Below are 23674 nucleotides of genomic sequence, written 5' to 3' on the forward strand. Positions count from 1 at the left end.
GCGAGGCACGAAGCGACAGCGTAGTGAACGCGAGTGCGTGCGCCAAGGGCGCTCAGCATCTCCAACCACAACGGAAAATTGGGATTCTGAGTCCCTGAGTCCTTGCGGACACGCTTCGCGTTAGCGTAAGCTCCTCGCTTTGCGAGGCACGGGACACACTTCGCGTTGGCGGAGCCTGCGCTTTGCGCTTACGCTCCAGAACGTTCGCGCTTAGAATGACAAAATATACCTTCCTTAAAGTTTTCAGACATCCTCTTAGCTCGACTTTATCCAATTAAGCAGCGTAAACTTTGTTGGCATTGATTTATAGCTTTGTGGCAAAAAGTTTTTCCTACATCACTAATTTTGCCGAGATTGAAAAAGTCAAAATCTAGAACCCACAAGGGTTTTAGCGTATGCAAACGCGTTGCTGGAAAATGGAGAAAGTCGAGCTTAGCCCCACTTTGCGAAAAGACTGGGACGACAGAGCTACTAAATTAAAAAAAATAAAAACTTATAATATGGTTAATCAACAAGAACTGTCACAGAACACCACTAAAGACAATTCATTGTCAAGTGGTTTTTTTTCGTTATTGTTAGGGGCTTTTATTCTATCATTTGCAGCAATTTTTACTCGACTTAGCGAAAATGAGCTTGGTCCAGCAGCAACTAGTTTTAATCGCTTTTACATAGCTACTATTGCTTTGTTTATGTGGGAGGGAATTCAATATGGAATTGGTAATTCGTCTAAACCTACTGAGGTCATTAAGTTAGAAGATTGGGGAATTTTCCTTTTGTCATCAATTTTAGGAACCACTGCTAGTTTCTTCTGGGCTTGCTCATTGACTCAAACCAGTGTTGCCAATTCTAATTTGCTCCATAATCTAACCCCTATATTTGCAACATTATGCGGGTGGCTATTCTTTCGTCAAAGCTTTGATTATAAGTTTTTGTTAGGAATGGGGTTAGCAATAATTGGAGCAGCTACCATTAGTTTTGGAGATTTTCAAGAAGCGGTTGATTCGCTTGTTGGTGATTGCTTGGCTCTACTATCTGCTGTTTTCTATGCTCTCAACTATCTGGTTCGAGAACACCTACGTTCCAAATTTTCAGTGACCACTATACTAGTATGGTATTGCTTGTTCTGTGGATGCTTTACTTTTTTACTTACATTAACTACTGAGAGGCAATTATTTCCAACTTCTTGGCAGACTTGGCTGGCCGTTATTTGTCTAGGGGTTCTGTGTCAAATCATAGGACAGGGATTGCTTATTCATAATCTTAAGCAATTTTCTTCAGGTTTTGTCACTCTTTTTATGCTCCTTGAACCTTTGCTAACAGCTTTATTTGCCTGGGTAATTTTTGCGCAGAAATTAACTCCTCTCAATTGGGTAGGATTTTTCTTGGTTTTAGCTGGTATATACCTGGCAAAACTAAGTAAAGGTTCAGAAAAGCTAGCAGATGATAAGTGCTAGCAGATGATAAGTGCTATAAGTAGGTCGGCGTTAAAAATTGTCGTTATCATAAGGCAGAAGGCAGAAGAGAAGAGGTTTTTGGGCAACTTTACTTTTGTTATATAGTTCTGTTTTTTTGCCCCGATCTACTTACTCTTATAGTGATGATAATTGCTATCCAATTTCTTGGCAATTTAAAGCTATTTGAAAATTACTTAGCAGCAACAGATATCAATAAACCACTTGCCTAAACTGAGAATAAATGTAATCTTTAGAGACAGTGTAGACAATTAGTTTAGCAGTCCAAACTTTACGCGAAATTGAGAATCTGTTAATTAATGATGATGTCAAAGAGCAACTAATCAACAAAGTTTTAGAAGCTATTGATATTGAAATTCAAAAGCCAAAAACTAGAAAGCACACATTAGGTAGTCGAGATAAAATCATCGAATCACTGCGTAAATTAGGCGGCAGTGCTACTCGTGCTGAGATTGCTTCTGATACGGCTTTAGACCCGAATGTGGTCAGCTCTTTACTAAATAAAAAGCAGTTTTTACCAAAATTTTTACCCACCTTAAAAGGGTTGCACACCGGAATTAAGGTTTTGTTTATAACCACGCTCTAATGTTGAAAATTTGGTAGCATTTGCAAAATTTCTTTGGCAGCGCGATCGCACACTCCCACTTCTCCCAAACGCTGCTGCATTTCTTGATAGTCTGCCAACATTTGCTCTTTACGCTCGGAATTGAGTAATAATTCCAGTGCCGCTTGGGTAATGTTCTCTGGTGTCGCTTGCTCTTGTAACAATTCTGGCACAATCGGCTTCATCATCACTAAATTAGGCGGCGATGCGAAAGGTATAGAACCTCTCAGCACAGTACGGGCAATCCAAGCCGTGATGGGATGAAGTCGGTAGAGAACAACTTGAGGCACGTTCAACAGTGCCAGTTCCAGGTTAACTGTGCCAGATTTGGTGATTGCCATATCAGCGGCGGCGAGGACTTCCTGAGTTTTACCGGATACCACAGAACCTCGTAAACCGTACTGCTGTATTGCCCGTTCAATTGCTTCTCGGTAGATTTCCAGAGATAAAGGTATCCAAAAATGTACCTGAGGCAATTTGGCTTGAATCACTTGAGCTGCCTGGAACATCACAGGCAGAAGATGTTTAAGTTCTTGGCGACGAGAGGCGGGAAGAAGAGCGACACTTATGACATCCTCGGCAATTGCTAACTGTGTACGCGCCGTTTCCCTACTCGGAAAGCTTTGAACTCTATCTATTAAAGGATGCCCTACCCAGGTTACATTTGCTCCTTTTTCTTGGAAATACCGGGCTTCCCCTGGAAAGACTGCTAGCAGCTTGTCTGTTATGCCAACAATTAAGTTGGTATTACGTGAATTCAGTGACCAAACCCACTCTTGTGGTGCTATATAAAATACAACTGGTATTTGTGGTAGATTGCGGCGAAGATAGTTGCCTATGACAATATTTGGTGTCATGTAGTCAATGAGCACCACCAAGTCAGGTGGATTTTGCTTGAGATAGGCGATCGCCCGTCGCTGGATCTGGAGTGTTGGTAACACGTAAGGCAGCGATTCCAGAATACCCACTGAGCCAATTCTAGTAGTATTTTCTAAAAGGGTAGCTCCAACATTTGCCATTTTTTCGCCACCCAGCGCCACAATTTCTAATTCCAACCCAGCCAATGCCGCTTGACGCTTAAGTGCAGCAACTAGCAGCGATCCTTGCAGGTCGCCAGACACTTCGCCAGTACTGATAAATATTCGCATTTATAAATTTAGGAATAGGGAATTGGAGATGAGGGAGATGGGGAGGTGGGGAGGTGGGGGAGATGGGGAGGTGGGGAGAAATTCTAAATTTTGAATGAGCGAATTTTGAATTGATTCGTCCCCTTGTCCCCTTGTCTCATAACTTATGATTCGTCACTCACGACAGCTTTCCCCTTTCCAGGAATTAAGCCGCGTCTTCCTGGCATTTGAGAAAGTAGCAAAAAGCGACGCAAATGCTGTAACTGTTGGGTATCTCCTAGCAGTTCCAACTGTTCCAAGGATTCCTTAAAGACCATTTGAGAACGGTAAAGAATACGAAAGGCTTTTTTCAGGATTTGAAACTCATCAGTGCTAAAACCAGCGCGTTTGAGTCCTACAAGGTTGAGCTTTCGCACTCGCGATGGATTTCCTTCTACAACCATATATGGAGGAACATCTCGCTCAATGCGGCTCATGCCCCCCACCATTGCCAAAGTCCCAATATGGACAAATTGATGAATTCCCAAAACCCCGCTTATGACTGCTCGTGACTCTATATAAACGTGTCCGGCGATCGCTACAGAATTAGAAATAGTGACATTGTCTTCTATGACAGAATTATGACCTACATGGACATAAGCCATGAGCAGGTTACCGTTGCCAATGCGAGTTTCTTTACCCGTACCAGTGGCGCGGTTAATCGTGACGTATTCGCGAATGCGATTATCATCTCCGATTTTGACCCAGCTAAATTCGCCATCGTATTTCCGATCTTGGGGTTCCATGCCAATAACGGCTCCCGGAAAAATTTGATTTCGTGCCCCAATCTCCAAAGGTCCCTCTAGTACGGCGTGAGCGCCGATGGTGGTTTCAGGACCGACTTTGACATGCCCTCCAATCACAGCATAAGCACCGACTTGCACTGTAGGGTGCAATTCTGCATTAGGATGAATTACAGCAGTTTGATGAATTAGGGTTTTCAAGGGTGCATCTCCACAAGAGTCTTGAATGCTGAGAGTTTAGTTATTTAGTAGCCGAAAGTGTCAGGTGAGCTACTTATGTGTGAGGGCGTCGAAAATATAAAACTAAAATAATAATGCTGTTGTGAGTTGTTTCTTTTACTGATATCCTTATTCAGAATTCAGTAAAAGGTTCAGGAAAGGCACGTCACGGTCGTGCCTCTACCACAAAAGCAAATTTTCAGGTTACTAGGGAAAACATCAGTTCGCCTTCAGTAGCGAGCTGACCGTCTACTTCGGCACGCGCTTGCATTTTACCGAAACGACGTTGTTTTACCCACAACAGTTCCACAGTCATAACCAGTTGATCTCCTGGTACGACTTGACGGCGGAAGCGAACTTTATCGATACCAGCAAAGACAAAGAGTCCGCCTTCCATCTCTGGAAGTTGAGTCAAGACAACACCGCCAACTTGTGCCATTGCTTCTACAATCAGCACTCCTGGCATAATAGGACGTCCTGGAAAATGCCCTTGAAAATGGGGTTCATTGATAGTGACGTTCTTAATGCCAACAGCTCGTTTTCCCGGCACATATTCAATAATCCGGTCTACGAGCGCAAAAGGGTAGCGGTGAGGTAGCAGCTTTTGGATGTCTTCTATAGAGTAAATGACCTGGTTGTCAGACTTGCCTGTGGTGGCATTATCTGGCTGGTCATTGGTAGATGCTGGTGTTGTGGGAATATCGATGGTATTGACTTCTTTGGTCACGCTTGACATTGACAGTACGATTTATTTTCTATTGTTGTTTTTTGCGTAGGTGCTTGTTTGACCCTCCCCCTAAAAATGTGGATTGTGGATTGAGAATTGGCTTGTAGTGCGCGCTGAAGCGCTTACTACGAACCAACTTCCAAATCTAAAATCCTTTGCGCCAGTTGAATGTGTAAATTATGGCTGGCTTTGTACGCCAAAAAATGAGCGCAAGGGAAAATTCCAAGCAAGCTTAAATCTCCTACTAAATCCAAGATTTTATGACGTACTGGCTCATTTGCAAATCTTAATGGCGGATTTACCCAACCGTCTGGTCCACAAACCAGAGCATTATCCAAGCTGCCACCTTTAATCAACCCCGACTGCTGCAAGTGTTCTATTTGATGCAGTAAACCAAAGGTACGGGCAGGAGCAATTTCTAGAGCAAAGGTATCATCAGGGTTTTCCTTATTGGGAGCGAACGACCAGCTGTGCCATTGATTACCAATCGCCGGGAAATCGAAATCAATACCGTAGGTAAAGCGAGTTTCTGGGGCTGGAATGGCACAGACAAAAGCATCACCCTGACGCACCCAAATTGGTTGATCGATGACTGGAGGAACTTTTTCCTCACTCAGGGTTTGTGACACTAAGCCAACTTGGGCGATCGCCTCTGTCCACACCTTTGCCGAACCATCCAAAAGCGGCACTTCTGGACCGTCAATTTCAATTCGGGCGTTATCGACTTGCATTGCAGCAAGAGCTGCTAGCAAATGCTCTACCGTGCGGACAGATGCCTCTCCTTTACCTAACTGAGTCGAAAGCACCGTTTGATTCACCGCTGCGACTTGCGCTGGAATAATTGGAGTATCGGGCAAATCTACACGTACAAAGTAGCGTCCACTTCCCGCTTCGGCTGGTTTTACCCGAACTTGGGTAGTGACTCCGCTATGCAGTCCCACTCCTGTTTGGCTGATTTGCGCTGCTAATGTATGTTGTTGCATATTCTCCTTTGTCCTTTGTCCTTGGTCATTAGTGATTTGTCGTGAAGAATGACTAATGACTAATGACTAATGACTACTTAGAACCTTTCGCCAATACCAAAGTTGATGCGGCTATCTCCATCATCGTTGATGCCGTAGTCAATGCGAATTGGTCCTAAAGGAGACTGCACGCGCACCCCAAGACCGTAGCCGTAACCAGTACCATTTTTGTTCAACAACTGAGATGCTCTATTACCAGTTCCGAAATCGGAACCAACATCAAAAAATAGTGCGCCGCTGACGACTGAGAAAACTGGGAAGCGATACTCAACCGATGCTTGTACGAAACTACGTCCACTGGCTAAGCCTCCTTCGTCATATCCTCGAACGGAGTTGCTACCACCGAGAGAAAAGGCTTCGTAAGGAGGTAAGTCACCAAGGATTGTTCCCGCTTGAAGATTAAAAGCAAGGGTTTGCGGTCCTTTAGTGAAGTTAATAAAGCTTACAGGGAAGTATTGGCTGTAGCTACCCCGCAACCTGGTTAGCAAAATACTCCCTAGTCCTATCGGCACCGACTGGTCAAGACCAACGCGGAAGTAAGAACCACTGGTAGGTTGCAAGGGGTTATTTCTCAGATCGCGTGCTGCACCTAGTTGCAATAGCAACAAATCGTCTTGACCTTTCCCAGATTGGGTCAAGTTAATGATCTCATTTGTGTCCTCGAGACGCCCCAGACTTCTAGTATCGCCATCAGCATCTTTGGTAGTAACTCGTTGATACTGCAAACCAGCTGAAGCTGTCCATTCTGACCTCTCGTAGGGATTTCTGGACAAGGGACGGGTGAAGTTAACACCGCCTCCCAAACGCACAATACGGGGGCGATCGCCATCAGCATTGGGATTGTTGGGGTTGAAAGTCTCAATGTTTTTATCGTCGCCTTCAAAAATCAATGAAATCGACTGACGGCGGAAGAGATTTGCCGTATAAGAAGTCCGGAAGGGGTCACCACCTATCCAAGGGTCTGTAAAGCGCAAATCAAACAGAAACTCCCCTCTTGTTCCTACCTGCGCCTCTGCCCCTAATTTTTGATTTCTGCCATTGAGGTTTTGCTCCTGATAGCTGATTGAACCAAACAATCCACTGGCAGAACTCAAACCAGCACCCGCTCCAATTGAACCACTGTTGCGCTCAACTACGTTGACGACCACATTCACCTTACTGGGGTCTGTACCGGGGTCAAGGGAAACATTCACATCTTCAAACAGCCCCAATCCGAACACCCTTTGCAAGTCTTTTTGCACTATGTTGCGGTTGAAAACTCTTCCGGGCTTGAGCTGCAGTTCTCGCGTCACGATATAGGGTTGTGTCCGTCCCCGGATCGGTTGTCCCTTGTCGTTTGTTACCTGACCTTCTTTATTGCGGAACTGAACTCGGATATTTTCTACCACCCCTTCTGTCACTTGCAAGGTGACAACTCCGTTTTCAGAGACTTGCGGCGCTCCAATGACGTTTGCCAGCACATAACCTTGGTCTTGATAGCGCTTGCTTAATTGCTTGATGCCTTCTTGTAAGTCACGCAAGTTGAGGATTTTGCCATATTGGTTTTTAAATATTTCATCCGCAGTACTAGGCGGTAGTACAGAAGGAACATTTGCGCCGGGGTTTGCCTGCACTTGCACCCTAGTCAGGACGGGGTTAGGTCGTACAACAAAGCTCACCCGTACTCCTACTGGTGTATCTTCTGGCACTGCTTGAACGTTGGAGAAGAAGCCAGTGGCAAAAATGGAGTTAATATCTTCTTGGAGTTGGGTACGGGTGGTTGTTCGTCCTGGTTGGGTGCGAATTGCTCTATACACTTGCTCTTCCAGTTCCGGCACGAGTTGCCCGCTTTCAGATCTGATTAAGACTTCAGAGACCAGCACGCGGGGTTCAGCGGCTTCTGGCGATTGCTCTGGTTGCGGACTTCCTGGAGTTTGTCCTGGTGTGGGTTCACCTCCAGGTTGATTGGTACCATTTGGTGTGGTGGGAGTACCAGGAGCTTGGGGAGGTGTTTGCTGCTGTTGAGTTTCTGGAGCGGGTGCTTGTTGCTGTTGAATGCTTGGAAAAGGTGTTTGCCCAGGATTTTGTTGTCCCGGTTCACCTCCAGGTTGATTGGTACCATTCGGTGTGGTGGGAGTACCAGGAGTCTGGGGAGGTGTTTGCTGCTGTTGAGTTTCCGGAACGGGTGTTTGTTGCTGTTGAATGCTTGGAAAAGGTGTTTGCCCAGGATTTTGTTGTCCCGGTTCACCTCCAGGCTGGTTGGTACCATTCGGTGTGGTGGGAGTACCAGGAGCGGGTGTTTGTTGCTGTTGAATGCTTGGAAAAGGTGTTTGCCCAGGATTTTGTCCCGGTTCAGCCGCAGGCTGGTTGGTATTTTCCGGTGCGGGAGTGGTGTTAGGAGCTTGGGGAGGTGTTTGCTGCTGTTGAGTTTCAGGAGTAGGCGTTTGCGGAGGATTTTGTGCAGTTGTTAACGGTCTGGAGCTTCTTGGCAATATAGCCTTTTTTGTCGTTGTTGATGCTGGAGCTGGGAAGACGCCGACTTTGTACTGTTGATTGCTTAAAGGTTTTAAACCCTCTGCTGTCTGTTTAGAACTGTTGGGGGGTTGTGTCGTTGTTGACTTTTCTGTGAAACTTGGCACTACGAGTTCCGGCTTCGCCATTGCTGCTAACGAAGCTGGGAAGACCCCGGCTTTGTACTGTTGATTGCTTAAAGGTTTTAAACCCTCTGCTGTCTGGTTTAAATTTGAACCGTTAGGGGTTTGTGCATTTGCAATCAGCGAACTGCCAAAAGGGGCTGCAATCGCCACAACTGTGACTAAAACGGGAGATAAGCGCATTTTTTTTGGATTCCTCTTCACGTCCACACACCATCACTAGGCAATCATGCTCTCAACCAAAGGTTAATGTAAAAATTACATTCTTAATTTTTGCCTTTTACCTTTATAAGGCAAATTGCAAAAGGCAAAAGTGGATAAGAATCATTTGTTTTTCTTTTTTACCAAAAGTATTACGGGTTGGGGATCAAGAATTGGGGATTGGGAATGACTTAGTCTCCAGTGCCCAATTCCTTATCTGCTTCAATTGCTTTCCACAGCTTTGAGTACTCGTTGTAAAACCTCCTGGTAAGCATTCTCTACATTCCCCAAGTCCTGACGGAAGCGGTCTTTGTCCAGTACCCGGAGATTTGGGTCACTTTGAGCAGAATTGTCCCACAATCGACAAGTGTCCGGACTAATTTCATCTGCCAATAGCAATTGCTGTTGTGAGTCCAAGCCAAACTCCAGTTTGAAGTCTACTAAGGTAATGTCGCACCGCCGAAAAAAGTCACAGAGAAAGTTGTTGATTTGTAATGCTAGATGGGTAATGGTATCTACTTGTTCCGGAGTCGCAAGTTCCAACAGGAAAAGGCGATCGCCTGTTAACAATGGATCTCCCAATTCATCGTTTTTGTAATAAAACTCCACCAATGGCTGTTTTAACACAGTCCCCAGTGCTAATCCTGTTTGTTTGCAAAGACTTCCAGCCGCGATATTCCTCACAACGACTTCTAATGGCAAAATCTTCAACGCCTTTACCCGCATTTGATTCGGGCCTGGACTGTCTATATAGTGAGTCTTTATACCATACGCTTCCAGTTGTTGAAATAGTTTACTAGAAATGCTATTATTTATATTTCCCTTACCTTGGATGCTACCCCGCTTTTGGGCGTTAAAGGCAGTTGCATCGTCTTTAAAATCAGCTAATAAAATTTCAGGATCATCCGTTGTGTAGAGGATTTTAGCTTTGCCTTCGTATACTTTTGTTTGAACAGACATGGCGAAAGGTAAAGTTATGGGCGATGAGCAGCTTTTATGCTTTTAGGCTTAACCATTTTATCTTTAGTGATCAGTTATTAGTCATAAGTTATAGACAAATGATGTATGCACCCACAAGTTTGCTTGCTTTGGGGTGAGACACTAGTCTTTGGCTAGTAAGTAAATTGATAGATAAAAGTATAACTGTTGACAGTATTTTGTAATAATTTTTCGCTAAATAAATTGGTAAAATGAAATAAAAAAGTATATAACAATACCTTTTTCTGTGGCAGTTTCCACCGAAGTTGAATACAATCATCGTTTAAAGGCACAAAAAGTCAGTAAGCAACCAAAGGAAACTCAACCAAGGTTGCCAATTATTGACTTGCAAGCCGAATACAGGGGGGGGATTGAGTAAATGGAGAGAACAATGGTAGATAAAGATAATTTTCTCTATCCTCGTGGTCGCTACTACGGTCAGGTGAAGCCAGAAAACTTGGTTTTCAATGCTAACTTACAGGAATTTGCCCAAAAGATAAGTTACATTTGTAACTTGGAGACATCAGGGAAAATACCACCAGAGCAAGCCTACGAGCAAATCAAGGATCTTTGGAAAAACTTAAAACGCTCAAAAAAAGAACTGGGAATAGGCGAAAACCCTTTCCAGACTGACGATGGGAATAGTGAATAAATTATGAATGATGAATCAGGGCAGCGTTCGATCATAATTGTTTGATTACTTTGTCAGCCTACTGTAGACACCATCCCAAGAATCACTGGGAGGCTGATTAAGATAATGATGAGCGCGTTCTAGGTAGATACCAACGGCTTGGTCTTTGGGTCGGATTTTTTTGGCGGCTTCAAAGCAGGCGATCGCACAGTGGAAATTGCGCGATAAATATCCAGTGCGTCCATTTTGGTAATAAAATAAAAATTCTTGAGTGTTGGCATCTAAGGGAGTACGGCGATCGCCTATCAACTCGTAAATACTAACTGCTTGATGTTTCCCTTTAACTCTGATTCTGTCTAACTCACGCACCCAAATCAGGTCACTGCACAACTGGTACGTAAATTCACTTAAGATAATATCACAACCGTATTCCTTAGTGACTCCTTCTAAGCGTGAACTCAAATTCACGCCATCCCCGATTACGGTGTAGTCCATCCGTTTTCGGGAACCAATATTGCCGGAAACCACTTCTCCGGAACTAATGCCAATGCCAACATGGATTTGTGGCTGTTCCAGGATAATTCGCCGGTGATTAAATTCTGCGAGTCGTTGTCGCATTTCCAATGCCGACTGTACTGCCCGCCAAGCGTGATTGTCAGTCAACGGCAAGGGCGCACCAAAGACTGCCATTAAGGCATCACCAATAAATTTATCTAGGGTGCCTTCGTGGTTAAAAACAGCTTCGACCATTGTTTCAAAATACTGATTCAGCAAGGAGACCACTTCGGCAGCACCGAGATTTTCTGTCAATGTAGTGTAACCTCTGATATCAGAAAACAAGATAGTCACGTCTTTGCGTTCACCCACCATCAAAGCATCTTCCCCTAATGCCATGACTTGTTCTGCGACGCGGGGAGTCAGGTAGCGGTACATAGTGGTTTTCATGCGTTTTTCCTGACTGATATCTTCTAAGACGACCAAACCGCCCCGTACCCCTCCTTCTGGGTTAGTCAAGGGATTGACAGTCAGATTGATACTGCGTTCGATTTTCTTGACACTACTTGCATCAAGCAACGCCAACCGGGGCGAAATAGGTAGATTCCAGGGAATGAAAAAATTTGGATTGGTGCGATCGCGTATTGCCAGAATATAAAGTTTTGATTCTTGAGGAGTCAAGCGTGTGGGCATATCCCCCAACTTGAAAGCACTGGCGTTATTCAGCCCTGAGTTTTTCGTTTCACTCACCACTTGGCACTCAGCACTCGGTACTAATACCAGTCCTACGGTCAAACTTTGCTCTGGGACATAATGTTTTGCCCCAGTTTTTAAACTATCTTGGAGGCGGAATTGGAGATTATCAATTGGCACAACCTCCCACACGAAACGACCAATCAAGTTTTGTTCCCAAAGATGCTTGTTGTTTTTAGGGTTTGCTTCTTCCAAGGGACAACCCAAGAGCTGCAACGCTGCATCATTAATTGTAACAATTTTACCTTCCATATCCGTAGATATTACGGCATCCGAAAGACTTTGCAGAATATCTTTTTGATACTGTTTTTCTAATAATACATTTTCAAACAAGCGAGCATTTTCTAGAGCAATTCCTGCCTGGATATTAAAAGCCCGCATAAATTCTTCATCAGAGGCGGTAAAACTACCTTGATGCTTATTAATTAACTGCGTCACGCCAATCAATTCATTCGCGGAATTAAACACTGGCAAACACAGGATATTGCGAGTGACATATCTCGTCTTCTGGTCTGTCGTCGGGTCAAAACGCGGATCTTTATAAGCATCGGCAATATTCAGCGCTTCACCAGTCGAGGCTACGTATCCTGCAATGCCTTTGTTATCCGGCATACGGATTTCCATCATCGTTTTATCATCCGCAGTTGCCACTTTAGTCCACAGTTCCCCCATTTCTTTACGATATAAAAATAGAGTACTGCGGTCTGCTTGCATGAGAATCCGGGCTTGCTCCATCACGATTTGCAAAGTGGCTTCTAAATCTAAACTTTGCCCCAAAGTCTGAGTCGCCCGTAAAAGAGCAGTTGCGCCTCGTTGATTGCGAGCTGCAACATAGAAAGACTGGCAAGTTTCCAAAATAATGCCGATAGAAGAGGCAAAGTCTCGAAAGTGTACTTCATCTTCGTGATTAAACGGAAGACCTCCAGCTTTATTTGCCAGTTGCACGACTGCGACAATCTGGTTTTTGCTGCTCAAAACTGGCATACACAGTATATTACGAAACTTGTACCCCATTTGTTTTTCTAGTTCTGGGCTAAAGAGGGGGTGAGTAGAGGTATCAGATATGTTCAAACATTGAGCTGTAGTGGCAACATGACCAGGGATACCAACTGTAATCGGAGTACGAATTTCTATAGCCCTTTGCGTGTTATCTTGGGGAACTTTTGACCAAAGCTGACCTTTGTCATGGTCAACTAAAAAAATCGTGGTTTGCTCTGCCTGGAGAATTTGACCAATTTTGAGTGTAATCGCCTCCAGTACCTTCTCCAGCATGGTTTCTAGAGCTTCGTTGTTAATCAGTTCAATTGCCCGAAGAAACTGCTGAAATTCCGCTGTGATAAAGTCGAGCAAGCAAACAAATTCGTTAACAGAAAGGTCTTTGACACGACGCAGTAACGAGTGAGTGCGATTAACTTGAGTCAGTTCAGTTAATGTAGCCAGGACGCTACCAGCATTTAGGAGGGACATGGGGATTTAGAATTTTAGATTTTAGATTTTAGATTGAGGAATCGGGAATGGGGTATGCCCTATTCCCTATTCCCTGATCATGCTTATGCCGCCCTTGGCAATTGAGAATAAATAACCTTTTGATAGTAGGTTTCTAGCTGGCGTGTAGCAGCAGCCCATCCCCAACGTTCTGCTTCCCGACGTGCGTTTTGACGGATAGTTTCTCGTTCTTGTTGCTGTTCCAAAAGACGAACAGTCGCTCTTATAGCACTTTGAACATCTGCTTCCGGCTCAAAAAGATATCCATTCACCCCGTCTGTCACAATATCAGGAATGCCGCCAGAACGAGCTGCAACTACCGGGCACCCACCTGCCATAGCTTCTAGTAGAACTAATCCTAGTGTCTCCGTTCGAGAAGGAAAAATAAACGCATCAGCACTTGCAAAGGCAGAGGCTAATTCTGTACCGCCAAGATACCCAACAAAATGAGTATTTGTTCCAGCAAAGTGTTTTTCCAGTGCTTGGCGGTGGGGACCATCTCCCACTAACGCCAGCCGTGCTGAGGGTATGGCTTCTAAAATTGGTTTGATGCGCTCAATTTCTTTTTCGGCGGAAAGACGCCCGACGTACAGTAATAATGGGCTTTCGGGATGATTTTGCGACAAGCGCGATCGCATTTCAAGACTTGCAAAGTCAGGATGAAACGATTCGGTATCCACCCCTCTTTGCCACAAATCTACCCTTTCAATACCATGTGCTATTAATTCCTGCATCATTGCTGTGGAGGTACACAGATTTAAAGCTGCTTGATTGTGACCTGCCTTCAGTAGTTCCCACAATAACCCTTCCAGCATTCCTAAACCGTAATGCTGAAGATACTGAGGCAGGTGTGTATGATAAGATGCAACTAAGGGAACATTCAGGATTTTGCTATAAAATATACCAGCTACGCCCAAGACAGCTGGGTTCACGACGTGAATAATATCTGGCTTAAACTCCTCCAGAGTATCACCAATTGCAGGACGAGGTAGTGCCATTTTTAACTCTGGATACAGTGGCAGGGGAAAACCCGAGACACCATATACTTTAGCTCCTTTGTATTCAGTAATGCCACCATCTGGGGCAATTACTAGGACTTGGTTAGCATTGCGCTGAAGATGGTCAATAGTATGACGTAGGCGTGTTACAATGCCATCAACCTTAGGCAAAAAGGTTTCGGTAAATAGGGCGATCCGCATAAAAAAATAGTCAGTACCACCGAAATTTGTAATATAAAATAAAGGCAAAAATCAATGTGTAGACGCCAGGTACACTTTGCTTTGGTCGGAGGCAAGCTCCGCACCCAAATGTCCTGGGCAGGACAGCTTACCGTAGGATAGTATAAAATTATCAAGTGAAGAATCGCGTATTTCACCGTTCATTCTTCTAATTCATCATCTTAAAAACACTGGTCGTCATACTGCGCGACAATATGACGACCAGATTTAGACAGGCGATGAACCAGCGCTCTTGCGAAGCTAACACTGCCGTAAACGACGAATAGCAGTCGTTTGCGTACCCTAAGAAAGCGCTTTGCGATTTCCGACAGCCATGACGCAGAATTTATCTTTTTCGGGTAAAGCCTGGAAAAAAGAGCCAGCCAAGAGAGCAACTCTATCTAATAGCTGTGTGAGTGAACTAGTCAATAAAGGAAGGCTGGCTCTTTTTTTTGACCCAATACGACGAAACCCTGAAATCGTAGAACCTGCAATTTTGAAATGGATCAGCCCAAGGGCTTGCAATCTCGACTCTCCACCGTGTTGTACACAACTGATACTGAATTTGAATTCCAACAGCTGTGAGTTGTTTGTTTGTGACTAGCCGCATTCAGGATTTACCTAATTTCTCCGCCAAGAGACTTTAGGCAAAATGTGATTTTTATCAACTCGATGCTGGTACTTAATAGCAAAGTTCAACAGAGAATCGAGAAGGGAATCAGAAAGATAGTGGGGCTGCAAGCCAAGATCCAGCAATCTGGTGTTTTTGGCGTTGAAGTAATGTTCTTCTCTCTCGACTCTGGGATTATCTAAATGATTGATTTCCACATTCAGTCCCATTGCGTTACCAGCTTTTTTCACCATCAGCGCCAAGTCGCCGACGCTAAATTGTTCGGTAAACTGGTTGAACACGCGGAATTCACCAGGTTGGGCTGGGTTAGCTACAGCTAGTTCAATACATCGGACAGTATCTCGAATATCTAAAAATCCCCGAGTTTGTCCGCCTTTACCGTAAACAGTCAAGGGGTGACCAATGGCTGCTTGAATACAGAAACGGTTCAGCGCCGTTCCAAACACGCCATCGTAATCAAGGCGGTTAATCAACAGCTCGTCCATTCCTGTTTCTTCGGTTAAAACACCGTAAACAACGCCCTGATTTAAGTCTGTTGCCCTTAATCCCCAAATTCGGCAAGCAAAGTGGATATTGTGGCTGTCATGGACTTTGCTGAGATGATACATTGAACCGGGCTGCTTGGGATAAGGCAGGGTATCTTTACGCCCGTTGTGTTCTATTGTGATGTACCCTTCTTCAATATCAATGTTGGGTGTGCCGTATTCACCCATTGTTCCCAGCTTGACCAGGTGACAATTGGGAAAATCTTCCCGCATTGCATATAGCAAATTTAACGTACCAACTACGTTGTTCACTTGGGTGAGAACTGCGTGTTCGCGGTCAATCATCGAAAAAGGTGCTGAACGCTGTTCACCAAAATGCACAAGTGCTTCTGGCTCAAATGTTTGCAGCGCCTTCTTCAGGAACTCGTAATTAGTGATGTCGCCAACAAAAAGGTCGATTGATTTACCAGTCAAATCGTGCCAGCGCTGTATGCGTTGCTGAATGAGCGTAATTGGGGTAAGAGTTTGCACTCCCAACTCATTATCCCAGTGCCGCCGCACTAAACTATCTAAAATACCAACTTCATAACCGCGATTTGAAAGGTAAAGTGCGGTTGCCCAACCGCAATATCCATCTCCACCAATAACCAGGACTTTCATTTTGACCAGTTTTTACTCGCTGATAGCTAAATCTACCAGGTTTGTGTCCCCTCTTAACTATCTTTCGATGGGAGAATGAGGAGGTGGGAGGAATAAAAATTGCTTTGCCTGTTCCTTTGTTTTCCTGTTTTCTTTCACCCAAGGCTTACTACTCAGGACTCAGCAATGCGATCGCCTTGAGCAATTTAGTAATAGAAGCTGTCGTAATCGTCCAATTTCTCGCTTTTGCAGCGTTCCTGGCAATAGTTCACCTACGCTCTAAGTCAGTTTCAATGTCAACAGAGTTATTTTGCGATGAAATGAAGGCAATTCCACTATTGCTCTTTTGGGGTGGCAAGGAAGTCCAATGACTCGGATATGAACAAAGAAGCCGTAACGGGAATTGCTATAGGTCTTCTAGGTTAAGGAGTTTTTGAAACCAGATGTAGTATACCCCCATAGGGGGATGAGGATAAGGGCGTTTTGACGCACAACCCTGAATTTATGACTCATGACAAAAGAACATTATTAACAAATGTAACAATATTGCCGTCAAAACGTTTTGACGTCTTGACAAGCAAAAGGGGGTCCGATATCGTAAGATACATACCCGGGTAAGACCGTTAAAGAGTAATATGCAAGCTAAGCAAAAGGTAACATTGTATCTGTCGCCAGAACTGCACAGGAAGTTGAAGGTTCGTTCAGCAATTGACTCCGAACCGATGTCAGAACTTGCTCAACGCGCCTTAGATTTCTATCTGGCAAACTCAGAATTGGTAGAAGAAGTAGAAGCATCATATGGAAGGACGCACAGAGTTCACTCCTGTCCAACTTGTGAAAGTTCATTAGTGCTACGCGATGGGGAATTGGTCACATTGAGTAAGCAGGCAGGAGTTGTAGCTCAAAAAGAGCGTTTTGCCATTGATGATATGGAAAGAGATGAAACTAATCAGAAGGGTAAGGAAGAGTTAGTTCCTTGCTAAATAGGAATTATGAATTTTAGATTCATAATAGCCTCATCTCTATCAAAAAAAGCGATGTCTGTACTGTCTGTAAAGGTCTCAAGTAGGTCGATTGTATGAAAGAAGAGCTCAACATCCTCATTCAAGCTCAATACCCTCTAATCTACCTTGTGACCTCCGAGGAAGAGCGGGCTGAGCAGGCAATTTTTACCATCGCTCAATCATCAAAGCCGCAGCGAAGAGTCTATGTGTGGACAGTAACGCACGGCATTGTGGAGTATGGTCAACCCCGGAATGTCACTCAACACAACACCGTTTCTCCAGAGGCGGCGATTGAATGGATCATCCGGCAGAGAGAACCAGGTATATTTATTCTTAAAGATTTACATCCATTTATTGATGCGCCCGCGACAACAAGGTCATTACGTGATGCGATCGCTGGTTTTAAAGGCACTCAGAAAAACATTATCTTGATGTCGCCTATGCAGCAAGTTCCCATTGAACTGGAAAAGGAAGTTGTCGTTCTCGATTTTCCGCTTCCAGACATGAGTGAATTAAATAAAGTTTTAACGAGCCATATAGAACAAAATCGTGGGCGACGGCTAGCAACAGAAGCGCGTGAAAAGCTTTTAAGGGCTGCTTTAGGATTGACTAAAGATGAATCTGAAAAAGTCTACCGTAAGGCACAGGTAACGAAGGGGCGTCTGACGGAAGATGAAGTAGATATCATTTTATCTGAGAAAAAGCAGCTTATTCGACGTAATGGTATATTAGAATACATAGAAGAAGACGCAACGATTGATGCTGTTGGTGGCTTGGATGAGTTAAAGAAGTGGCTAAAACAACGTTCTAACGCCTTTACAGAGAGAGCGCGTGAATATGGTTTGCCTCAACCGAAAGGAATGCTAATCTTGGGAGTTCCAGGATGTGGTAAATCTTTAATTGCCAAAACTACCTCTCGGCTATGGAGTTTGCCACTACTGCGGTTAGATATGGGGCGAGTCTACGATGGCTCAATGGTGGGTCGTTCGGAGGCAAACTTGCGTAATGCTCTCAAAACAGCAGAATCGATTTCTCCAGCAATTTTGTTTATCGATGAGTTAGATAAATCCTTTGCTGGTACAACAGGGTCTTCTGACTCCGATGGTGGTACTTCCAGCAGGATATTCGGATCTTTCCTCACCTGGATGCAAGAGAAAAAATCTCCAGTATTTGTTATGGCGACTGCAAACCGAGTTGAGCGCCTACCTGGTGAGTTTTTGAGGAAGGGTCGCTTTGATGAGATTTTCTTTGTGGATCTCCCCACACCTGAAGAGCGCCAGCATATTTTCAATATACACCTCTCCAGTCGTCGGGAAGACATCTCGCGATTTGACCTAGAACAGCTATCTAAGATGTCTGATGGATTTTCTGGGGCAGAAATTGAACAAGCGATTGTTGCGGCAATGTACGAAGCTTTTGCCCAAGATCGGGAGTTCACACAATTAGATATTATTGCGGCACTGAAAGCAACACTACCGCTGTCTCGTACGATGCAAGAACAGGTCACAGCTCTTCGAGACTGGGCTAGACAGCGAGCAAGACCAGCCGCATCCTCCGTTGCTGAATATCAGCGAATGGAGTTCTAAAAGCTTTCTCCTGCTACCACAGGGGGAAAGGCTAGCGTCAAAAGCTAGCAGTTATGAAAAAACCGCGTCTTGGTAAACGCGGCTTCGCTTAAAACAAACCGTTGTCTTTTTCTCTACTTTCTCTTTGGAGGAAACCCAAATGTCTCACTTTAGCACTCTGCGTACCAAAATCACCGATGCAGAAATCCTCAAGGCTTCCCTGCGCGACTTGGGCATCACTGTAAAGACCGAAGCTGATGTTCGTGGCTACAACGGTCAACGTGTTCGTTCCGACATCGTTGCAGTTTTGGAAGGCGAATATGACCTCGGTTGGTCTCGCAACAGCGACGGTTCCTTCGATCTGATTGCAGACCTGTGGGGCGTTGCTAAGAAGCACAATCAAACCGAATTGATCAACTCGATCAACCAGAAGTATGCCGTTAACAAGACCCTGGCAGAAGTGAAGCAGCGCGGTTTACAAAATGCCAACGTTAAGTTGGTATTGCAATAGTAATTTCTCTGCGCGTTCCCAAAGCTGCACGGGTTAACCAGATCTATAGCGGTTAACCCGCTTTTTTTACCGGACTGAGTTCGCGCTCAGTCCGTTAATCTTTTTTTCCTTTTATGAATTTACCATAATAGAGACGCATTTTTCTTAACAAATTTTTTTTCGGGAGTAGGAAGTAGGGAGTCGAATTCCCGATTTCCTACTCCCGATAACCTTGAGCTAAGCCTTGGCGACAGGAAACTGCACTTCAGTTACATATGACTCGTTGTCCTGTTGGTGTCCCCCAATTATATAAACCTCGCGGTTAGAACCGATAATTTTATATCCATTAGTTTCAATCCAAGTTGGTAAGGCAGCATAGGCTTGGTTAATGGTCTTGTAACTGCCATGATGAACTACAGTTGCCATTTTTTCTACACCTGGTAATTCATAAATCAACACGCGGTCAGTACTGGATACCTCACCCTCAAATGAGATCACAGCTTCACCATCCACATCAGACTCTTTGTATCCAGGGTCATGCCATATCGCGCCCCAATAATCACCCTCTTTCACTCCGTGTTGCTTGAAATACTCTAATAACTCATCGTATAGTCGTCCTATACAGGGATAATTTGGTAACGTTTCCCTGATCGCTGCAACTTTTATCCGCTCCACGGTTTTAAGTACAACTTCGTAATTAGGCATAGTATCCTCCTGTTCAATTTGCTTGAGTCTTGCTTCCACACGTAATAGCCGCGCCTGTTCTTCCTCAACTAACCTCTGAAGTTCCGCGTGCTTGAGTCGCAACATCCCGCGGATTTCCAGTGGTGACAAATTCTCGTCTAGCAGCTTGGCAATTTGCTCAAGAGAAAAGCCCAAGTCTTTGAACGCCAAAATGCGATTAAGTCGAGGTAACTGGTTAGCCAAATAGTACCGATACCCAGTAAAGTGGTCTACATGAGATGGTTTGAGCAGTCCCAGTTGGTCGTAAAGGCGCAGTGCTTTTACCGTTACATAGCTGAGTTTGGAAAAGTGGCCGATTTTTAGCATTACTTGACCTCTCGCCTTGCTGGAGTTATGAGTGATGAGTTATTATTCTTAGTTCTCAAATGCTCATTCCTAACTCTTGCTACCAGTACACACCCTCCTGTAAGGGCAAAGTCAAGAGTGGTATCGAGGAATTTGATTCTCCGCCTGAAACAGTGCTAAACACTCTTAATTTTTTGGAAAACCAGTATGGCGGAGTTATTGGATATTTATAGGCAATTGGGATGAGTGTTGAGCAAATCAATCAGTTACGTGGGATGCTGGTTGATTAATTAGTTTTTAGCGACTGATGTCTGTTATTTCTTCTGTATCTGTCACTGTTCCAGCTACAACTGCCAATTTAGGACCAGGTTTTGATTGTATTGGTGCGGCTTTAACGCTGTACAACGAGTTTAAGTTTACGAGCCTTATACCCCCCTTTTCATCCCCCCCTTCCCAAGGGGGGGAAACAGGGGGGGTGAAAATTACTGTCACGGGTGCGGAGGCTGAACGAGTTGTGACTGATGAAAGTAACTTGCTCTATCAAGCGTTTGTGAAGTTTTATCAACACATAGAGCAGACACCGCCACCCGTACAAATTGATATTCATCTTGGTGTTCCACTGGCGCGGGGTTTGGGGAGTTCGGCGACAGCTATAGTCGGTGGGTTGGTTGGTGCCAATTTGCTGGCGGGGGAACCTTTGAGTCAGTTGCAAGTGATGGAGTTGGCGATCGCTTTGGAAGGACATCCAGATAATGTCGTGCCGGCTTTGTTGGGGGGATGTCGTTTGGCGGCGACGGGGGTAGAAAATGAACCGCCAAGGCTCCAAGAACGCCAAGAGTGGGAAATTTGTGAGGTTCCTTGGAGTGAGGATGTTGTGCCGGTGGTGGCAATTCCGGATTTTGAGCTTTCAACCAAGGAGGCGCGGCGGGTTTTGCCAACTGAGGTGAGTCGTGCAGATGCGATTTTTAATACGGCACATCTGGGGTTGTTGTTGCGAGGTTTGGAAACTGGTACGGGTGATTGGTTGAGGGCTGCTTTGCAAGATAGGTTACATCAGCCTTATCGGAAAGCATTGATTCGAGGTTATGATGCTCTGCATTCTGCTGCTGTTGCTGCTGGCGCTTATGGCATGGTCATAAGTGGTGCAGGTCCAACGCTGTTGGCTTTAACAAATAAAGCTGATTCTGAAGCTGTGGCGGCGGCGATGGCAGCTGCTTGGATGAACGAGGGAATTAAGGCAGAGGTGCGATCGCTTTCTGTTGATACTCAAGGGGCAAAAGCAATTCAAAATTCAAAATTATAAATTCAAAATTATTTTTTTGAATTTTTCTACACCTGTTTTTTGGGAACTTGCAACACTAATATATGTCTTTGAGGTTTGTGCAATATCCTGAAACCACCTTTTATCGGTTCAAGACGATTCCGGTTCCTAAGGTTTTAGGAATTTAAAATTTTGATAGATTTGTCAACCGTATCATCAAGTTTTCATTAGTTAACTTTATCTATCTTTTGGCTTCAGTAATGATAAGTCGCATTGCCAAATATCCCTCCTAAAACAGAGCTAATATTACAATTTTTGACGGTGGCTGGAGTCACCGTTTTTTGTTGACTTAGTAAAACTTTACATTTAGAATGAATTTTGAGAGTTTTTTGTAGGTATTTATTCTTATCAATCCTAAAGATTTGATTTTTTTAAAGGAATCGCCTTCACAAAAGTATGAATTCCTTAATATAATGTAATTAAAAAGAAAAACGTAAAACGATTGTCAGTGATGAATGCTATTGAGTTTCCTTGGATAACAACCATAATTCTGTTGCCGATAGTGGCTGCTATAGCCATTCCCTTAATCCCAGATAAGGAAGGCAGAACTGTTCGCTGGTATGGTTTGGGAGTTGCGCTCACGAACTTTGCGTTGATGATTTACGCCTTTTGGCAGGACTACGATTTTCACAGTTCTGCATACCAACTGGTTGAGAAATATGCTTGGGTTCCTCAGTTGGGTTTGAACTGGTCTGTTGCAGTTGATGGTTTGTCGATGCCTTTGATACTGCTCACAGGCTTGATAAACACACTTGCAATATTCGCGGCTTGGAAAGTGACCAATAAGCCGCGTTTATTTTATGGTTTGATGCTGGTGATGTACAGCGCTCAAATTGGTGTGTTTGTCGCCCAGGATTTGTTGCTGTTCTTCCTAATGTGGGAAATTGAGTTGGTGCCAGTGTACCTGCTGATTTCGATCTGGGGAGGAGAAAAGCGCCGCTACGCAGCTACCAAATTCATTCTCTACACTGCTGCTGCATCAATATTCATCTTGGTAGCAGGCTTTGCAATGGCATTCTCTGGAGATACTGTCAGCTTCGACATGGCAACTCTGGGAATGAAGGAATATCCCAAAGCCTTTGAACTTCTGGTTTATGCTTGCTTCTTAATTGCCTTTGGTGTCAAGCTACCGATTTTCCCTCTACACACCTGGTTACCCGATGCTCACGGTGAAGCGTCAGCACCTGGTTCGATGATTTTGGCTGGTGTGTTGTTGAAGATGGGTGGTTATGCGCTGATCCGCATCAACATGGAGATGTTGCCCAACGCTCATGCTTCCTTTGCTCCAGTTCTAGCAATTCTGGGTGTGGTGAACATTGTTTACGGTGCTTGCTGTGCCTTTGCTCAAACTAACCTCAAACGACGCTTGGCTTACTCATCAGTTGCCCACATGGGGTTTGTGCTGATTGGGATTGCCTCCTATACAGAGTTGGGGATTAGCGGTGCAATGCTCCAGATGGTTTCCCACGGTTTGATTGCTGCTAGTTTGTTCTTCCTCTCTGGAGTCACTTACGAGCGTACCCACACCTTGATGATGGACAAAATGGGTGGTATCGCAAAAGTCATGCCCAAAAGCTTTGCTTTGTTCACAGCCGGTGCAATGGCTTCTCTAGCTTTACCCGGAATGAGTGGTTTTGTCGGAGAGTTGATGGTATTCATCGGTATTGCCACAAGCGATGTCTACAGTTCTAGCTTCAAAGTCGTCGTCGTGCTGTTGTCAGCTGTTGGTGTGATTCTGACTCCGATTTACTTACTGTCGATGCTGCGCGAAGTGTTCTACGGTAAGCAAAACGAAGAGTTAGTGCTAGATGCAGTAGTAGCGGATATCAAACCCCGCGAACTGTTCATCACCGCTTGTCTGTTGCTTCCCATCATCGGGATCGGCTTGTATCCCAAATTGGCGACACAAACATATGATGTGAAGACTATGCAAGTCGCAAGTCATGCCCGTCAAGTTCTACCAATTGTTGCCGAGCAGCAACCATCAAGTTTATATTCCCGTATATTTACAGCGCCAACATTGGCTAATTCACAAGTTCCAGGTTTGGTTAATATTGCTGAGTAATATCTGTTCACAGAAGGCTGGTGCTATTAAAGAATCGTAGGAAGGTGACATCCTCCCACACTAACCGTAAGCGGTATAGTGTGGGCTTCCTCAAATCAC

General features: G+C 44.5%; 18 protein-coding genes. 8 read left to right on the plus strand and 10 right to left on the minus strand.

Features of this window, described 5'->3' with window-relative positions; translation table 11 throughout:
• Window positions 1–416 precede the first annotated feature (416 nt).
• Complete coding sequence (locus tag AACT52_RS05215; protein WP_233153860.1) at window positions 417–1454, plus strand: DMT family transporter; 1038 nt, start codon at window positions 417–419, stop codon at window positions 1452–1454.
• A 600-nt stretch (window positions 1455–2054) separates the two neighbouring features.
• Here AACT52_RS05215 and lpxB read toward each other — a convergent pair.
• The 6 genes from lpxB to purC form a co-directional block, all read right to left on the minus strand.
• A complete protein-coding gene (gene lpxB / locus AACT52_RS05220; protein ID WP_073629659.1) occupies window positions 2055–3224 on the minus strand; it encodes a lipid-A-disaccharide synthase in 1170 nt (389 codons plus the stop codon).
• A 143-nt stretch (window positions 3225–3367) separates the two neighbouring features.
• Complete coding sequence (gene lpxA / locus AACT52_RS05225; RefSeq protein WP_073629661.1) at window positions 3368–4186, minus strand: acyl-ACP--UDP-N-acetylglucosamine O-acyltransferase; 819 nt, start codon at window positions 4184–4186, stop codon at window positions 3368–3370.
• 217 nt (window positions 4187–4403) lie between these two features.
• Window positions 4404–4940, minus strand: coding sequence for a 3-hydroxyacyl-ACP dehydratase FabZ (gene fabZ / locus AACT52_RS05230; protein WP_073629663.1), 537 nt, complete (start codon window positions 4938–4940; stop codon window positions 4404–4406).
• Between the two features lie 116 nt (window positions 4941–5056).
• On the minus strand, window positions 5057–5914 hold the full coding sequence (gene lpxC / locus AACT52_RS05235; RefSeq protein WP_073629665.1) for a UDP-3-O-acyl-N-acetylglucosamine deacetylase: 858 nt from the start codon (window positions 5912–5914) through the stop codon (window positions 5057–5059).
• A 77-nt stretch (window positions 5915–5991) separates the two neighbouring features.
• Complete coding sequence (locus tag AACT52_RS05240; protein WP_073629667.1) at window positions 5992–8769, minus strand: BamA/TamA family outer membrane protein; 2778 nt, start codon at window positions 8767–8769, stop codon at window positions 5992–5994.
• A gap of 240 nt (window positions 8770–9009) precedes the next feature.
• Window positions 9010–9747, minus strand: coding sequence for a phosphoribosylaminoimidazolesuccinocarboxamide synthase (gene purC / locus AACT52_RS05245; RefSeq protein ID WP_073629669.1), 738 nt, complete (start codon window positions 9745–9747; stop codon window positions 9010–9012).
• Between the two features lie 409 nt (window positions 9748–10156).
• Here purC and AACT52_RS05250 point away from each other — a divergent pair, with 409 nt between their 5' ends.
• Entirely contained in the window at window positions 10157–10417 is a 261-nt protein-coding gene (locus AACT52_RS05250; RefSeq protein WP_073629671.1) for a DUF7219 family protein, read from the plus strand.
• A gap of 45 nt (window positions 10418–10462) precedes the next feature.
• Here AACT52_RS05250 and AACT52_RS05255 read toward each other — a convergent pair whose 3' ends face one another.
• The 3 genes from AACT52_RS05255 to AACT52_RS05265 form a co-directional block, all read right to left on the minus strand.
• Window positions 10463–13111, minus strand: coding sequence for a GAF domain-containing protein (locus AACT52_RS05255; protein ID WP_073629673.1), 2649 nt, complete (start codon window positions 13109–13111; stop codon window positions 10463–10465).
• 83 nt (window positions 13112–13194) lie between these two features.
• Entirely contained in the window at window positions 13195–14328 is a 1134-nt protein-coding gene (locus AACT52_RS05260) for a glycosyltransferase family 4 protein (protein WP_073629703.1), read from the minus strand.
• Between the two features lie 639 nt (window positions 14329–14967).
• Window positions 14968–16122: an NAD-dependent epimerase/dehydratase family protein gene (locus tag AACT52_RS05265; RefSeq protein ID WP_073629677.1), complete on the minus strand. Its 1155-nt coding sequence runs from the start codon at window positions 16120–16122 to the stop codon at window positions 14968–14970.
• Window positions 16123–16205: 83 nt separating this feature from the next.
• On the opposite strand from AACT52_RS05265, the gene AACT52_RS05270 reads away from it, so the two are divergent.
• The 4 genes from AACT52_RS05270 (at window position 16206) to AACT52_RS05285 (ending at window position 19181) form a co-directional block, all read left to right on the plus strand.
• Complete coding sequence (locus AACT52_RS05270) at window positions 16206–16472, plus strand: hypothetical protein (protein ID WP_073629679.1); 267 nt, start codon at window positions 16206–16208, stop codon at window positions 16470–16472.
• Window positions 16473–16736: 264 nt separating this feature from the next.
• Window positions 16737–17084, plus strand: coding sequence for a hypothetical protein (locus AACT52_RS05275; RefSeq protein WP_073629681.1), 348 nt, complete (start codon window positions 16737–16739; stop codon window positions 17082–17084).
• Window positions 17085–17179: 95 nt separating this feature from the next.
• A complete protein-coding gene (gene ycf46 / locus AACT52_RS05280; protein WP_073629683.1) occupies window positions 17180–18691 on the plus strand; it encodes a stress-responsive protein Ycf46 in 1512 nt (503 codons plus the stop codon).
• A gap of 139 nt (window positions 18692–18830) precedes the next feature.
• Complete coding sequence (locus AACT52_RS05285) at window positions 18831–19181, plus strand: DUF1257 domain-containing protein (protein ID WP_015113818.1); 351 nt, start codon at window positions 18831–18833, stop codon at window positions 19179–19181.
• Window positions 19182–19397: 216 nt separating this feature from the next.
• Here the strand turns inward: AACT52_RS05285 and AACT52_RS05290 are convergent, their stop codons facing one another.
• Window positions 19398–20210, minus strand: coding sequence for a MerR family transcriptional regulator (locus AACT52_RS05290; protein ID WP_073629685.1), 813 nt, complete (start codon window positions 20208–20210; stop codon window positions 19398–19400).
• A gap of 286 nt (window positions 20211–20496) precedes the next feature.
• Here AACT52_RS05290 and thrB point away from each other — a divergent pair, with 286 nt between their 5' ends.
• Window positions 20497–21492: a homoserine kinase gene (gene thrB / locus AACT52_RS05295; protein WP_073629687.1), complete on the plus strand. Its 996-nt coding sequence runs from the start codon at window positions 20497–20499 to the stop codon at window positions 21490–21492.
• A gap of 469 nt (window positions 21493–21961) precedes the next feature.
• Complete coding sequence (locus AACT52_RS05300; protein ID WP_073629689.1) at window positions 21962–23575, plus strand: NAD(P)H-quinone oxidoreductase subunit 4; 1614 nt, start codon at window positions 21962–21964, stop codon at window positions 23573–23575.
• Window positions 23576–23674: the final 99 nt, after the last annotated feature.

Source organism: Scytonema sp. HK-05, from assembly GCF_963872035.1.
Lineage (GTDB): Bacteria > Cyanobacteriota > Cyanobacteriia > Cyanobacteriales > Nostocaceae > Kalymmatonema.